The 15623-nt window shown below is 55.0% G+C and carries 11 protein-coding genes and 1 tRNA gene; 11 read left to right on the forward strand and 1 reads right to left on the reverse strand.

Annotated elements, in window-relative coordinates; genetic code table 11:
• Positions 1-279: 279 nt before the first annotated feature.
• A complete protein-coding gene (locus tag GC090_RS07750; protein ID WP_110268332.1) occupies positions 280-1407 on the forward strand; it encodes a glycine betaine monooxygenase reductase subunit in 1128 nt (375 codons plus the stop codon).
• 290 nt (positions 1408-1697) lie between these two features.
• Here the strand turns inward: GC090_RS07750 and GC090_RS07755 are convergent.
• Positions 1698-1773: transfer RNA gene (locus tag GC090_RS07755), tRNA-Asn, on the reverse strand.
• A gap of 503 nt (positions 1774-2276) precedes the next feature.
• Here GC090_RS07755 and GC090_RS07760 point away from each other — a divergent pair.
• From GC090_RS07760 to GC090_RS07805, 10 genes are all read left to right on the forward strand, one after another.
• Positions 2277-3200 (forward strand): sugar ABC transporter substrate-binding protein, encoded by a 924-nt coding sequence (locus tag GC090_RS07760; RefSeq protein WP_033740368.1) that lies wholly within the window; start codon positions 2277-2279, stop codon positions 3198-3200.
• A gap of 31 nt (positions 3201-3231) precedes the next feature.
• Entirely contained in the window at positions 3232-4716 is a 1485-nt protein-coding gene (locus GC090_RS07765; RefSeq protein ID WP_033740365.1) for a sugar ABC transporter ATP-binding protein, read from the forward strand.
• Between the two features lie 23 nt (positions 4717-4739).
• The gene (locus GC090_RS07770) at positions 4740-5765 is read left to right on the forward strand and encodes an ABC transporter permease (RefSeq protein WP_369974382.1); all 1026 of its coding nucleotides are present in this window, start codon (positions 4740-4742) and stop codon (positions 5763-5765) included.
• Positions 5766-6368: 603 nt separating this feature from the next.
• Positions 6369-7286 carry a nitrogen assimilation transcriptional regulator NAC gene (gene nac, locus GC090_RS07775; protein ID WP_006119661.1) on the forward strand — a complete coding sequence of 306 codons (918 nt, stop codon included), beginning with the start codon at positions 6369-6371 and terminating at the stop codon, positions 7284-7286.
• A 203-nt stretch (positions 7287-7489) separates the two neighbouring features.
• Entirely contained in the window at positions 7490-8449 is a 960-nt protein-coding gene (gene cbl / locus GC090_RS07780) for an HTH-type transcriptional regulator Cbl (RefSeq protein WP_006119660.1), read from the forward strand.
• Positions 8450-8586: 137 nt separating this feature from the next.
• Complete coding sequence (locus GC090_RS07785; protein ID WP_172912968.1) at positions 8587-10044, forward strand: NAD-dependent succinate-semialdehyde dehydrogenase; 1458 nt, start codon at positions 8587-8589, stop codon at positions 10042-10044.
• Positions 10045-10397: 353 nt separating this feature from the next.
• The gene (locus GC090_RS07790; protein ID WP_033740361.1) at positions 10398-11867 is read left to right on the forward strand and encodes an aldehyde dehydrogenase family protein; all 1470 of its coding nucleotides are present in this window, start codon (positions 10398-10400) and stop codon (positions 11865-11867) included.
• Between the two features lie 32 nt (positions 11868-11899).
• Positions 11900-12568, forward strand: coding sequence for a haloacid dehalogenase type II (locus GC090_RS07795; RefSeq protein WP_039338052.1), 669 nt, complete (start codon positions 11900-11902; stop codon positions 12566-12568).
• Positions 12569-12578: 10 nt separating this feature from the next.
• Positions 12579-13856, forward strand: a complete 1278-nt coding sequence (locus GC090_RS07800) for an NAD(P)/FAD-dependent oxidoreductase (RefSeq protein WP_324021287.1) — start codon at positions 12579-12581, stop codon at positions 13854-13856.
• Positions 13857-14007: 151 nt separating this feature from the next.
• On the forward strand, positions 14008-15615 hold the full coding sequence (locus tag GC090_RS07805) for an ABC transporter substrate-binding protein (RefSeq protein WP_039338050.1): 1608 nt from the start codon (positions 14008-14010) through the stop codon (positions 15613-15615).
• Positions 15616-15623: the final 8 nt, after the last annotated feature.

Raw genomic sequence — 15623 nt, forward strand, 5'->3', positions numbered from 1 at the left:
GGCCAGACGTTGATACACGCGTAACGGCTAAGGGTGACGTCCATGCTGCACGGGTTACGCGCACGCCAATGTTCTGCCAGCGACATCCATCCCCTCTGTTAAAGACGTGCGCGCGAAATTTCTTAGCGGGACGGTTTTTTTAAGCATTTCCGTGTCGCGAATAACTAAATGCTGAAACAGGGTTAAACGGAAAATCAGGCTTACCGGCTCAAAAGCCTGTTGCGATGTCGCCAGTCAGACAGGCAATTGAACTCTCCACTTCTGATGGGAATGAAACGTATGTCAGACCGAAATATCACCGTACTGAATACCAATGCTTTTGAGCCTGTCACAACACAAACCTGGACCAATGGCCGCCATGCGGTGCGCTGTGTGAAGGTGATACAGGAAACCCATGACGTGAAAACCTTCTGCTTTATGGCAGAGCAGCCGGTGATGTTCTTTTTCAAACCGGGGCAGTTTGTCACGCTGGAACTGCTGATCGAGAATGAAACGGTTTTCCGCTCCTATACCATCTCCAGTTCGCCCTCCGTGCCTTACAGCTTCTCCATTTCGGTAAAACAGGTGCCGGGCGGCGTGGTCTCGAACTGGTTACATGCCACACTGCGCGAGGGCATGAATCTGGCAGTACATGGTCCGGTAGGGCAGTTCAACTGCATCGACTATCCCAGCAACAAGGTGCTGTACCTCTCTGGCGGCGTGGGCATTACGCCCATGATGTCGATGGCGCGCTGGTATTTTGATACCAATGCGGATGTGGACATGGTGTTTGTGCACAGCGCACGAACGCCGGAAGACATTATTTTCCGACGCGATCTGGAAAACATGACGGCGCGTATCCCCAATTTCAGACTGAGCATCATCTGTGAGCGGTACGAATCGGGCCAGTGCTGGTCCGGCTTCAGCGGTTTCCTCAATTTGGCGATGCTGCAAATGATTGCTGCGGATTTCAAGGACCGCGAGATTTTCTGCTGTGGCCCGACACCGTACATGCGCGCGATTAAAACGCTGTTACAGGAAGTCGGTTATGACATGACGCGCTATCACGAAGAGTCGTTTGGTGCCACACCAGAGGTCGTGCAGGAGCAGGTCGAACAGGAGGCCGAAGAGGCCGCTGAAATGGCCGACGCGCTGTGCAGTTCAGAACTGCTTAGCGTGGCATTCACCCAAAGCGACAAGAGCGTCAGAATCGCCCCCGGCGAAACCGTGCACGCCGCCGCGGCCAAACTGGGACTGCATATTCCAAAAGCGTGCGGCATGGGCATCTGCGGCACCTGTAAGGTGAAGTGCCTGGACGGCGACGTCGAGATGAACCACAACGGCGGCATCACCGATGAGGATGTGGAAGAGGGCTACATTCTGTCGTGCTGTAGCATTCCAAAGAACAATATCATCGTTGAATTTTAATGACGATCCGCATCGCCGTCTGGCGCACGCTCAGCGCGAGCACGTTTGCTGTGCACTGCGCAACGGTGACGCAGCCTGAACAGGGGTAAAGCGCCGTTCACCGCAGCGGATAGACAGCCGCAGCGTCAGTGACAGGGCTTATTCTCTTTCTTGCTGGCCGTCCTCACTCTGCATCGACGCCTCACTCCCGCGTAAGGGCCGTCGAACGGGACATATGTCCTGCAAGCGTTCACAAAAGCGCACCAAACAAAAAGCCCGCTCAGGTTTCCCTGAGCGGGCTTTTCTCAATCTGGCTCCTCTGACTGGACTCGAACCAGTGACATACGGATTAACAGTCCGCCGTTCTACCGACTGAACTACAGAGGAATTGTTGGAACGGGGCGAATAGTAGCGGCGTCAGTACGGGATGTCAAAGCACTCTTTAACGGTTTGCGTTCAAGTGCGTGTAAAAGCAGCGCATTGGCGAAGATCTGACGCATTCGCTTGCTTTTCAAACTGCTAACAGGATCTCACTTTAAACCCATTTCCGGGTAGATGTTAGACGCATGTCAAATTTTTGTTATTTGACGATATCAAAACACTTGTTTCAGTGCTTTTATGATAAAAATTTCAAAAACGTAATTTATGGAATAAATAAACTGTTTGCGGCGACAAAATGGAATGTTCTGAGATGTGTCCGCGTCGCCTGTAGCGCATGTTTATGGAAATCATGAAGATAAGAAAAGTGGTGGGAGTGTCAGAAAAGCGTCAACGTAGTCGTCTTACCTCAAATTTTCCATTAAAAACGCCAGCGAGGCGGTATGAATGTAAAAAATATTTTTCATTCAACAGGTCAGTCGCTAGCAAGTTAACAAATAAGAAGGGTCCCTATGAACATCAAAAAAACGATTGTTGCTTCACTGTTAGCCTGCATGTTGCCCGCCGCTGCGATGGCGAAAGATATTTCCGTGGGGGTTTCGATGGCGATGTTTGACGATAACTTCCTGACCATTGTGCGTAATGCTATACAAAATGAGATGAAAAAGGATGACGTAAAAGGCCAGATTGAAGATGCCAAAGGCGATGTCGCGCAGCAACTTCAGCAGGTACAAAACTTTATTGGTCAGGGCGTCGACGCCATTATTGTTAACCCGGTGGACACCGACGCGGTGAAACCGATTATCGATCAGGCATCTAAGGCGGGTGTGGCGCTGGTGTTCGTCAACCGCAAACCCCAGGCGCAGTTGGGTGACAAGATGGCGTTTGTGGGTTCTGACTCCGAACTGGCGGGCCGTCTGCAGATGGAAGCGCTGGCAAAAGCCATGAACGGAAAAGGTAACGTGGCTATTTTGCTGGGTGATTTGGCGAACGAATCCACCCGCGAGCGCACCAAAGGGGTGGAAGCGGTCGTGGCGAAATACCCGAATATTAAAGTGGTACAAAAGCAAACGGCGAAATTTAGCCGTAACGATGCGGTGGACGTCGTGAGTAACTGGATGACCGCCGGAGACGATATCAACGCCATCGCGTCAAACAACGACGAAATGGCCATCGGTGCCATTCAGGCGCTGGGTAAAAACGATAAACATATTCTGGTCGCCGGTGTCGATGGTACGCCCGATGCGCTGCAGATGATTAAGAACGGCAAAATGGTCGCCAGCGTGTTCCAGGACGCAAAAGGACAGGGTGAAGGTGCCGTTCAAACGGCGGTTAAGCTCGTCAAAGGTGAGAAAGTGCAAAAGATCGTCGATATCCCGTTCCAGCTGATCACCAAAGACAACTACACCAAATACACCAGCATGAACCAAAAATAAACGTCCTGAACCTGTGGAACGGAGGTGATGTATGACCGCGTTTGCGCTTGAAGCCGAAGGCATCAGCAAGTTCTTTCCGGGCGTGAAGGCACTGGATAATGTGTCGTTACGTGTGCGTCCGGGAACGGTACATGCGTTGATGGGTGAAAATGGCGCGGGCAAATCCACTTTAATGAAATGCCTGATCGGGATGTACCGTCCCGATCAGGGCTCCATTAAAATTAAAGGGGAGCCAGTGCAGTTCAGGGACACCATGGATGCGTTACGTTCCGGTATTTCCATGATTCATCAGGAACTCAACCTGGTGCCGCATATGACCGTCGCAGAGAATATCTGGCTGGGACGGGAGCCGGTGAAGTTTGGTTTTGTCGATCACGCCCGACTGAATGAAGAAACCCAGCAGTTGTTAAGCCGCCTGAACATCAGACTGAAAGCCGATCGGCTGGTGGGCGAACTCAGTATTGCGTCACAGCAGATGGTGGAGATCGCCAAAGCGGTGTCCTGGAACTCGGACATTGTGATCATGGACGAGCCCACCTCCGCCCTGACGGAAACCGAGGTCGCCCATCTGTTTACCATCATTCGTGATCTGCGCGAGCAGGGCAAAGCCATCGTTTATATCAGTCACAAAATGGATGAGATCTTCGCCATTACGGATGAAATCAGCGTGTTCCGCGATGGCAGTTGGGTGGGCAGCGACAGTACCAGCGCATTCACGCGTCAGTCGCTGATTACCAAAATGGTCGGACGTGAGCTGACGCAGCTGTTCCCGAAATTCAATAATGCGATTGGGGAAGAGGTGCTCACCGTTCGTCATCTGAGTTGTCAGGACCGCTTTTCCGACGTCAGCTTTGGCGTGCGCCGTGGGGAAATTCTCGGTGTGGCGGGTCTGGTCGGTGCCGGACGCAGTGAAGTGATGGAAAGCCTGTTTGGCATGGTGCCTTTCGACAGCGGCGAAATCCTGATTGATGGTGTGCCGGTCGCTATTGATTCGCCGTCGGTCGCCATCGAAAAAGGAATGGCGTTTCTGACAGAAGATCGCAAGAAGTCCGGATTGTTTTTGGTGTTGTCGGTGTTAGAGAACATGAGCATCGTCAACATGCCTGAATACAGCGGTAAAGGCGGTTTTGTCAGTCATGTGAAAATGGCTCAGGACTGCATGGATCAGATCCGCCGTCTGAATATCAAAACTCCCACCATGGACCAAATCATCAATAACCTGAGCGGAGGGAATCAGCAGAAAGTGTTGATTGCCCGCTGGCTGCTGGCTCAACCCAAAATCCTGATTCTTGATGAGCCAACCCGTGGAATTGACGTCGGGGCGAAAGCAGAGATTTACCGTTTGATCAGTGAACTGGCCAACCGTGGAGTTGCCATCATTATGGTGTCGTCAGAGCTGCCGGAAATTCTGGGCATGAGTGACCGTATCATGGTGATGCATGGTGGGCGCATTACCGGCATCCTCGATAAAGACGAGGCCGATCAGGAAACTATTTTGTCGTTAGCATCCGAATGAGGCGCGAAACCACGATGAGTAATATGAAAGCAACGGCCACGCAGGCTCCTCAGCATCAACCCTCTTTTTTTGCGCATTTACGTCAGAAACTGCCAAAAGATACCGGCATTTTTGTCGTGATGGTCGGCATTGCGTTAATTTTCGAAATGTTTGGCTGGTATGTGCGCGATCAGTCCTTTTTGATGAACACCAATCGTCTGATTCTTATCGTCCTGCAGGTTGCCATTATCGGCATCATTGCTGTGGGCGTGACCCAGGTCATTATTACCACCGGTATCGATCTGTCCTCCGGGTCGGTTATCGCGCTCACTGCCGTTGTAGCCGCCAGTCTGGCGCAAACTTCAGATACGCTGACCCCGATGTTTCCGTCACTGGTGAACATGCCCGCGGTGGTGCCGATTGGGGCCGGCATTGGGGTAGGGTTATTGTGCGGTCTGATTAACGGCGTATTAATTACCCGTACCGGTATTCCCCCGTTTATTGCCACGCTGGGCATGATGGTGTCGGCCCGTGGACTGGCACAGTATTACACCCAGGGTAACCCTATCAGTTTTCTCTCTGACGGGTTCACCTCGATTGGCCAGGGCGCAATGCCGGTCATTATCTTCCTGGTGGTTGCGCTGGTGTTCCACATCGCACTGAAACATACCCGCTACGGCAAATACGTGTACGCCATCGGCGGTAATATGACCTCGGCCAAAGTGTCCGGTATCAACGTCAATAAATACCTGATTATTGTCTATACCATCGCAGGCGCGTTGTCCGGCCTGGCGGGCGTGGTACTGGCAGCGCGCGTCAGTAGCGGCCAGTCGAGCATGGGCGTGGGCTATGAGCTGGATGCGATTGCCGCGGCGGTTATCGGCGGCAGCAGCCTGATGGGCGGCGTAGGGCGCATTACCGGCACGCTGATAGGCGCGGTGATACTGGGACTGATTAAAAGCGGCTTTACGTTTGTCGGGGTAGATGCGTATATCCAGGATATCATCAAAGGCATCATCATCGTCGCCGCAGTGACCATCGATATGCGACGCAACCGTGCCAAACGCTGAATACGCTGCCGCCCTGGCGCTGTAGCGGCGCTGGCGGCAGGCGCTTATCCCGGTCACATCGTTCACCCTGCGCCCGGGACTAAGCGCCACCGCCGCCTTGCTACATCACAAATGCGTTTACGTCGTCCCGTTTCGCGATCCTGTTAAAAGAAAAAACAGGGTACGAAACGTTTCGGTTATTCCTTTTAACTAATGCGTCTTTGCACGTCTGCCGGGCCGCAATAACGCCGCCCCGGCGGTCTGCTAAACCTGTTACGTTTCCCGCCTTTTACGGATAAACCCTGCCCCGGAGAGGTGGGGGGATTTCCCGGTCATCAAGCCTCATCCTCGATGAAGATTGCCTGTTAACCATCCCTGCACGCTGGTCTGTCATGTTGCGCACTATTGCGGTGCAGGGCGACATGAATGGGAAAAGCAGGTCTGGCAGTCGTCCGGGATTACCTCTTTAGAGGTAACAGGAAACGCTTTTTTATCCGACTGTTAGAAAAATTTTCAAAGATATTTTGCAAACTGAATAAACCTGGTCTGCATCTTGCAATTCCCTCTTATGCAGGCTGGTGAGTAGCGACCAGCCAGACACCTTGACGTAGCGACGGAGGCAAGATGAACTTAAGACGGCTGAAATACTTTGTGAAAATCGTCGATATCGGTAGCCTGACACAGGCAGCAGAAGTGCTGCATATTGCTCAGCCTGCATTGAGCCAGCAGGTTGCTACGCTGGAAGGCGAGCTGGAACAGCAGCTTCTGAACCGGACCAAACGCGGCGTCACACCGACCGAAGCCGGTAAACTGCTTTACAGCCATGCACGCGTCATTCTGCGGCAGTGTGAGCTGGCCCAGTCTGCGGTGATGAATGCCGGTCAGGTGGTGGAGGGGCAGGTGTCAATCGGTCTGGCACCGGGCACGGCTGCATCCGCGTTAACTATGCCGCTTCTGCAAACCGTACGGGAACAGTACCCGGATATCATGATTTACCTGCATGAAAACAGCAGCAGTGCGTTGAATGACAACATCATCAGCGGGCAACTGGATATGGCGGTGCTGTATGACCGCGCCCCCACGGCGGGCATCAACAGCGTGCCCCTGCTGAAAGAAGATCTCTATCTGGTCGGCGCAACCGCCTGCCCTGGCGCCAACGTCGATCTGGCCGAGGTAGCCCAGATGAGCCTGTTTCTGCCGCGTGATTACAGCGCCGTGCGCCAGCGGGTTGATGAGGCTTTCTCACTGCGCCGCCTGAGCGCGCGCATTATTGGCGAGATCGAATCGCTTTCGACGCTCACCGCCGCAATATCCAGCGGGATGGGCGTGACCGTGTTGCCTGAATCGGCGGCCAGAGCGCTGGTTGGTTCAACCCAGGCCTGGATGGCGCGGATCACCAGCCCGACCATCAGCCTGCCGCTGTCACTGAATCTTTCACACCGCTTGCCGTTATCGCCACCCGCACAGGCCGTTAAAAATATTCTGCTGTCGCTGCTCAACAAGCCACTGACTGAAAAACGCGAACTCACTCTGGTCAGCTAAACACAGCGTTCTGTTTATCCCTCTCAAGCAGGGCGCGTAAAACCGCGCCGCTGCCTTTTCTCCTCTTCCAGGCTGTCCTCTCTGTGCGTCCTGCCGCCTTCTATATGCTTCAAACGCATAAATAAATCTTTTTTATTATTTCAGGTTATCGATAAGCGTTTTTATTATCGAATGATCAGATTGCGTAAAGAGAGGTAAATATTTTGAATTTCCAGCAACTTAAAATTATTCGCGAAGCCGCGCGGCGGGAGTTCAACCTCACGGAGGTCGCCAGCACGCTGTTTACCTCGCAATCAGGCGTCAGCCGTCATATTCGCGATCTGGAGGATGAGCTTGGCGTCGAAATTTTTGTCCGCCGTGGCAAGCGCCTGCTTGGTATGACGGAGCCGGGCAAGGCGCTGCTTACCATCGCCGAACGCATTCTCGATGAAGCTGGTAAAGTGCGTCGCCTGGCCGATGTCTTCACGAACGAATCCAGCGGCATTCTCTCTATCGCCACCACACACACGCAGGCCCGGTACAGCCTGCCGCCGGTCATCAAGTCCTTTCGCCAGCTTTATCCTAATGTCCGGCTTGAACTTAATCAGGGATCGCCGCAGGAAATTGTGAATATGCTACTGGCCGGTGAGGTGGATGTCGGGATTGCCAGTGAAATGCTGGCGAATAATAACAGCCTGGCCGCGTTTCCCTGGTTCAGCTGGCATCATGCACTGTTGGTCCCGCGCGATCATGAACTGGCACAACAGCAGCCGGTCTCACTGAATGCTCTCAGTCAGCATCCGTTAATTACCTACCGGCAGGGCATTACCGGCCGCTCCCGGGTGGACAGCGCGTTTCAGCGCGCCGGCTTAAAGCCGGATATCGTGCTCAGCGCTCAGGATTCCGATGTGGTGCGCACCTATGTCAAACTCGGGCTGGGCGTCGGTATTCTGGCCGATCAGGCCTGTGAAAAAGAGCCGGGCGGAGAGCTGGTCCGGCTGGATGCCACTCACCTGTTCGACGCCAACACCGTCTGGCTGGGCCTGAAACGGGGACAACTGCAGCGCAATTACGTCTGGCAGTTCCTTGAGCTGTGCAACGCGAATCTGTCGCTTGAAGAAATTAAAGCGCAGGCGCTCTCTACGGCAGGCGATGATGAGCCCGTAATCGACTTTCAAATCTGACTCCGCGTTGCGCCCTGACGGCATAAAATTTTTTTTCGGCCGTCATTCGCCATAGCGAACGCTTTCTGGCTGCCAATAACAACATCCTGCGCTTCCCCCAACCGATAAAGTGAAGAGAACTGAAAAAGGGGGATGCGATGTCACGTATACAACTGAAAGATCACACACTACTGCGCCAGCAGGCGCTGTTTGCCGGTGAATGGCAACACGGTTATCAGGGCGCAACGCTCGCCGTTAACGATCCGGCTACGGGCGAAACGCTGGCTAGCGTACCGGCGTTAGGTCGCCAGGAAACGGAGGCGGCAATTGCCTGTGCCGAATCGGTCCGCCATGCATGGGCGACAACCCCCAATGCCACCCGTGCGGCGCTGCTGGAAAAATGGCATCAGCTTATTCTTGATAACGCTGACGATCTGGCCATCATCATGACGGCAGAACAGGGCAAGCCGCTGGCGGAGGCGCGCGGTGAAGTGCTCTACGGTGCCAGTTTTGTGAAATGGTTTGCGGAAGAAGCGCGTCGGATTTATGGCGACACCATTCCCGCCCCAACGACCGACCGGCGCATTATTGTCCTGAAACAACCGGTTGGCGTCGCGGCAGCGATTACGCCCTGGAATTTCCCCATCGCAATGATTACCCGCAAAGTCGCACCGGCACTGGCGGCAGGCTGCCCGATTATCGTTAAACCGTCTGACCTGACGCCGCTGTCTGCACTGGCACTGGCCGTGCTGGCCGAGCGCGCGGGTTTCCCGGCAGGCGTTTTACAGGTGCTCACCGGCATGCCGACAGACATCGGCGCCGCGCTGACCGAAAGCCGTCTGGTGCGTAAAATCTCGTTCACCGGCTCAACGCGCGTGGGCCAGCTGCTGATGAAGCAGTGCGCTGACAGCATTAAACGCCTGAGTCTGGAGCTGGGCGGCAACGCGCCGCTTATTGTCTTTGACGACGCGGATATCGAGATTGCCGTCGCAGGCGTGATGACCAGCAAATTCCGTAATGCGGGACAAACCTGTGTGTGTGCCAACCGTATTCTGGTGCAGCGTAACATCTATGAACGCTTTGCCGCCCGACTGCTGGACGCGGTGGCGACCCTGAAGGTCGGGGATGGTTTTGCCCCTGGCAGCACTATCGGGCCGTTGATCAATACCTCCGCGGTGGAGAAGGTCAACGGGCACATTGATGATGCGCTGCAAAAAGGCGCAACGCTGTTGACCGGTGGCATCAGCAACGACCCCGGTACGTGGGTGCAGCCCACCGTGCTGGGACAGGTCACGAGTGAGATGCGCATCGCGCAGGAAGAAACCTTTGGACCGGTGGCTCCGCTGTTTATCTTTGATGATGAAGAACAGGCGCTGGCGATGGCAAATGACACACCCTTTGGTCTCGGCGCTTACTTCTTTACTGAAAATATCCGTCGAGCCTGGCGCGTGGCGGAAGCGCTGGAGTTTGGCATGGTCGGTTTTAATACCGGCGTCATTTCGCTGGAAGTCGCGCCGTTTGGCGGCGTGAAATTATCCGGGATAGGTCGCGAAGGGTCGCGATATGGCATTGACGAATATCTGGAGCAAAAAACATTTCACATGGGCAGCCTGTAATTTAACTTTTAATTTCTGATATTCCTCGCCAGCATGAACGTTATGCTGGCGTTTTTTTTGTGCGCCAGATCGACGTTTTATCCGTATTCTCCTTTTTAGTGCAAGTTTCATGCGCATTGCACCAAAGCAATGCGGCTTTTTTGTGAAGTAAATCATCTGTTTAACCCTTCGGCAATTCCGCAATAAATCCTTCACGAATACGGCACAAAAATTTTTTTGGGCGGTTTTAAACGCATTTTTATTTTTTTAACGGCTGGCATACTTTCTGCATTACCTAATAAAGCGTGCCGAAAAGCATTGCCAGAAATTAATTCATCCAGCATGTGATGGGTGTAACAAATAAGGATTCTTTCATGTTGAGTTTCGACCCGGAAAGCGTGCAACTCCCGCCTGGTCACTATATTGGCGGAAAACATGTACAGACACAGGGCGACGCTTTTGCCGTTAAACGCCCGTCTGATGGCAAGGTGTTTGCCACGCTGCGCGAAGCCCAGGCAGAGGATGTTGACCATGCCGTCATGACGGCACATCAGGCATTGAAAACCAGCGGCTGGTCAGGATGTGCACCGCGTGAACGTGGCCGGGTATTGCGCCGCTGGGCAGACTTAATCGAACAAGATCCCCTGCTGGCGCAGCTTGAAGCCCTTGGCTCAACCCGTCCGATTACCGATGTCGTGCAACATGAAATTCCCTTTACTGCCGAAGCCATTCGCTTCTATGCCGAGTGCGCCGACAAATACAGCGGCGATCTGTTTCCGACACGCGACAGTAGCCTGGGCATGTTGATTGCGGAGCCCTATGGCGTTATCGGGGCGATCACGCCGTGGAACTTCCCGCTGTCCATGGCTTCATGGAAATGCGGACCTGCGCTGGCCGCAGGCAATGCGGTAGTGCTTAAACCCTCAGAGCTGACGCCGCTGTCCACCGTGCGTATGGCCGAGCTGGCGGTGCAGGCCGGGTTACCGGCGGGCATTCTGAATATTGTGCAGGGCAGCGGTGCGGTGACCGGCAGCGCCCTGGTCAGGCATCCCCTGGTGCGCAAAGTCTCCTTTACCGGCTCCACTGTGACAGGCGCGCGCATTATGAGTGATGCGGCCCAGTTTGGCATGAAGCCCGTCACGCTGGAGTTAGGCGGCAAAAGCCCCCAACTGGTGTTTGATGATGCGGGCGAGATTGAGGTGCTGGCACAACGTATTCTGCGTGGCTTTACCGCCAACGGCGGCCAGGCCTGCGTTGCCGGGACGCGCCTGATTGTGCAGCGCGGTATTGCCGATGCGCTGACGGAACGGCTGGCGGCGCTGTGTCGTGAGGTCCGGCCTGGCGTGACCTGGCAGGAGACCAGCCGCTATGCCCCGCTGATTGATGCGCGTCAGGGCAACAAAGTGCAGTCCGTGATTGAGGCGGCGAAAGCCCAGGGCGCAGACGTGCTGGTGGGCGGTGACCGCTTCGCGGATACCGACGAGGGCTGGTTCTGGCAACCTACGCTGCTGACGCAGGTGAAACAGGATAATCCGGCAGTGCAGCAGGAAATCTTCGGGCCTGTGCTGACAATTCAGACGTTCGACAGCGAAGACGAAGGGCTGGCGCTGGCGGCACATGAGACCTATGGCCTGTGCGCCGGGGTGCACACGCTGAGCCTGCCACGTGCGATGCGTGCGATACGGGGAATCGCTTCCGGCACGGTATGGGTCAACCGCTACGGGCGGTCCGGCGATTTCATTATTCCTACCGGAGGGTTCATGGGGTCCGGCATCGGCAAAGATTTGGGTCGTCAGGCGTTCCAGGCCTGCCAGCGCCAGAAAAGCGTCCTTATCGATTTTTAAGCACCTAACCAGACAATAACGAGGTTAATGTAATGGCACTGTTTAAACCCAAATTCATCACGTTTGATTGCTATGGCACGCTGATCTTTTTTGATATGGCCGGTGCGGCAAAACGCTGTTTTCACGATCGCGTCGACGCGAAAGACATGGCGGCCTTTGTGACCGACTTTTCCAGCTATCGCCTGGACGAAGTGCTGGGCGCGTGGAAACCCTATTACGATGTGGTCAGCAATGCGATTCAGCGCACCTGTAAAAAGTGGGGCGTGACATGGACGCAGGCAGACAGCGATTACATTTACACCGACTGCGCCACCTGGGGACCGCATCCGGATGTGCCTGCCGGGTTAGCTAAAGTGGCGGAAGCCTTCCCGTTGGTGCTGCTGACCAATTCAATGAAGGATCTGATTCCGCACCATATTCCCCGTCTGGGTGCGCCCATCCACATGACGATTACCGCAGAAGAAGCGGGCGCGTATAAACCGCAGATGAAAGGCTTTGAATACATGCTGGAGAAACTGGACTGCCGTCCGGACGAAATTCTGCATGTCTCCTCCAGTTTCCGCTATGACCTGATGACGGCGCACGATCTTGGCATTAAACACAAGGTCTGGGTCAACCGTGGCCACGAACCGGCTAACCCCTATTACCAATACACCGAAATCAAAGACATTGGCGGCCTGCCCGGCGTCGTGGGTCTGTGAGGACAGCGTCATGAAACTGGAATCGTACTGGCAGGCGACCGCACCGGCGTTTCGCGCGGCCGCCAGCGGTCCGTTACCCGCCCACGCGGATGTGGTGGTGATCGGGGCGGGCTTTACCGGTGTTTCGGCGGCCTTATCGCTGGCGCGCAGTGGGATCAATGTGGTGGTGCTGGACAGCGGGGAGGTGATGAGTCAGGCCTCCGCCCGTAATGGCGGTCACTGCAACACCGGCGTGGCGCAAAACTTTGCTTCACTGGTGGCCAGCCAGGGGCTTGAGCAGGCCAGTCGGTTCTATAAGGCATTCGATGATGCCGTGACCTATGTCGGGCAGTTGATTAAAGACGAGCAGATTGACTGTGACTTTCGTCTGTGCGGCAAGCTCAAACTGGCCAGTAAGGCGTCGCACTTCTCTGGCCTGCGTGAGGCCTGGGAACTGATGCGCCGTACGGTGGATCCGGATGTGGAACTGCTCAGTCAGTCAGAGATTGCGCAGGAGATCGACGGCGGCGACTTTCATGGCGGCCTGCTACAGCATCACGGCGGCCAGATGCACATGGGCAAATTTGGCGTCGGCCTGGCCGAAGTCGCGGCCCGCAGTGGGGCAAAAATTTATACGCACCATCATGTTACGAAGCTGGAACGGCTTGACGGCTACCGCCATCGGGTGGTGACCAGCAAAGGTGACATTCTGGCCGATAAAGTGCTGATGGCGACGGGCTGTTCCAGTGACGGTCCGTTCCCGTGGTTCCAGCGCCGTATTGTGCCGGTAGGCAGCTTTATCGTGGTGACCGAGCCGCTGGATAGGGCGCTGCTTACCGGCTTGCTGCCGCATAGACGTAACTATGTGACGTCCATGAACATCGGCAACTACTTCCGGACCACCGCGGACAGCCGTCTGGTGTTCGGTGGCCGGGCACGCTTCGCCATCAGTAACCCAACGTCAGACTCCCGCAGCGGGGACATCCTGCACGCCGCCATGGCCAGTATGTTCCCCAGACTGCGCCATACGCAGATCGACTACTGCTGGGGCGGCATGGTGGATATGAGCGCCGATCGCCTGCCGCACGCAGGCGAACAGGACGGTGTGTTTTACTCGCTGGGTTACAGCGGGCATGGCACGCAGATGTCGGTATGGATGGGCCGGGTCATGGCCGATCTGTTGAGTGAGAAATCCCGCGATAACCCCTGGCAGCGCGAGACATGGCCTGCACTACCGGGTTATCACGGAAAACCGTGGTTCCTGCCTCTCGCCGGGCTCTACTACAAAGCAAAGGATCGCCTTTCATAACTTCACATTGTTTTTCAGGCCGCCGGGGCATTGTCGGGTCGAAACATCATGACCGGATCATCGCCTTCGCGGTGCGCGCCACACAGCATGTGCCGTCTGATTAACGCAGGGAATTTCACCGTTCGCTTGAAAATGTAATGAGGGTGTACAGATGAGTAAAATCGATAATAAAGAATCTGACGTAACCAATCCTGCTCTGACGCGGATGATCACTGAAGGTACGCTGTCCCGCCGCAGTCTGATGAAATTGCTTTCAGCCGGGGCCGCGATGAGCACCGGGCTGATCGGCTTCCCTGGCATGGCGCTGGCAGAGGAGAAACCGACTCAGGGCGGCAAAATCCGTGTGGGCATGTCCAATGCGTCGGCGACTGACACGCTGGACCCGGCGAAAGGCAATAACAGCGCCGACTTTACGCGCCAGTTTATGTTCTACAGCGGTCTGACAGAGGTGGATAAAACCCTGACGGTGAAACCTGCGCTGGCGGAATCCATCGACTCTGACGATGGCGTCACCTGGAGCATTAAGCTGCGTAAAGGCGTGACCTTCCATGATGGTAAGCCGTTTACGTCCAAAGACGTGGTTTATTCACTGAGCCGCCATAAAGATCCGGCCGTCGCGTCCAGCGCTTTCAAGCTGGCTGAGCAGTTCAAAACCATCAACGCCGTCAACGACAATGAAGTGCAGCTTATTCTGGTGGCACCTAACTTTGACGTTCCCTATATGCTCGCAACGTCGCCCTTCCTGATCGTGCAGGACGGCACCAAAGATTTCAGCAAAGGTATCGGCACAGGGCCGTTTGTCTGCAAAAGCTTTACGCCTGGCGTCAGTACGCTTGGCACGAAAAATCCCAACTATTTTAAACCGGGGCTGCCGCATCTGGACCAGGTGGAGCTGCTCGGCGTGACCGATCAGGCGGCCCGCGTCAATGCTCTGTTATCAGGCGATATTCAGGTGGCTTCAGGGCTGAAAGCCTCGGACAGTATGCGCATCAGCCGTACACCGGATCATGCGGTGCTTGAAACCAAGGGCGGCATGTACACCAACCTGATTATCCGCACCGACATTAAACCCGGCAGCAATCCGGATTTCGTGCTGGCGATGAAATATCTGCAACCCCGAGAGATCGTGGTGAAAACCGTGTTGCAGGGCTTTGGCGACGTCAGCAACGACACGCCGGTGCCGCCGTGGCACCCGCTGTACAACGCCGATCTCAAACCCCGTCCGTTGGATCCGGAAAAAGCGAAGTTTTATATCAACAAAGCCGGCATGAGCGGGCAAACCATTGAGATTGTTACGACGCCGCCGCTGGAAGGCGCAACCGAAGGCGCGCAGCTGATTCAGCAGGTAGGTCGCAACGTCGGACTGAACGTCAACGTGCGTCGTGTGCCGTATGAAGGCTACTGGGGGACCCACTGGATGAAAGATCCCATTGGTTATGGCTCCATCAACCCGCGGCCAACACTGGATATGCTGTTCTCACAGTTTTATCTCTCCAGCGCACCGAACAACGAATGCGGCTGGAAAAATGAACAGTTCGATCAGCTGGTGATTGCGGCGCGTGGCGAACGGGATAAAGCCAAACGCAAGCAGATGTACGGCGATATGCAAACCCTGATCTATGACCACTGCGGCACGCTGATTCCTGCCTTTATCAGCTCGATGGATGGTTACAGCAAAAAGTTGAAAGGGCTGGAAGCCTGGCCGTCAGGCATGTTGATGGGCTATCGCTTCCACGAGTTTGCCTGGCTGTCTGCCTGATCACGCGT

The sequence above is a fragment of the Pantoea sp. JZ29 genome (genome assembly GCF_035190385.1).
In the GTDB taxonomy this organism is placed as follows: domain Bacteria; phylum Pseudomonadota; class Gammaproteobacteria; order Enterobacterales; family Enterobacteriaceae; genus Pantoea; species Pantoea stewartii.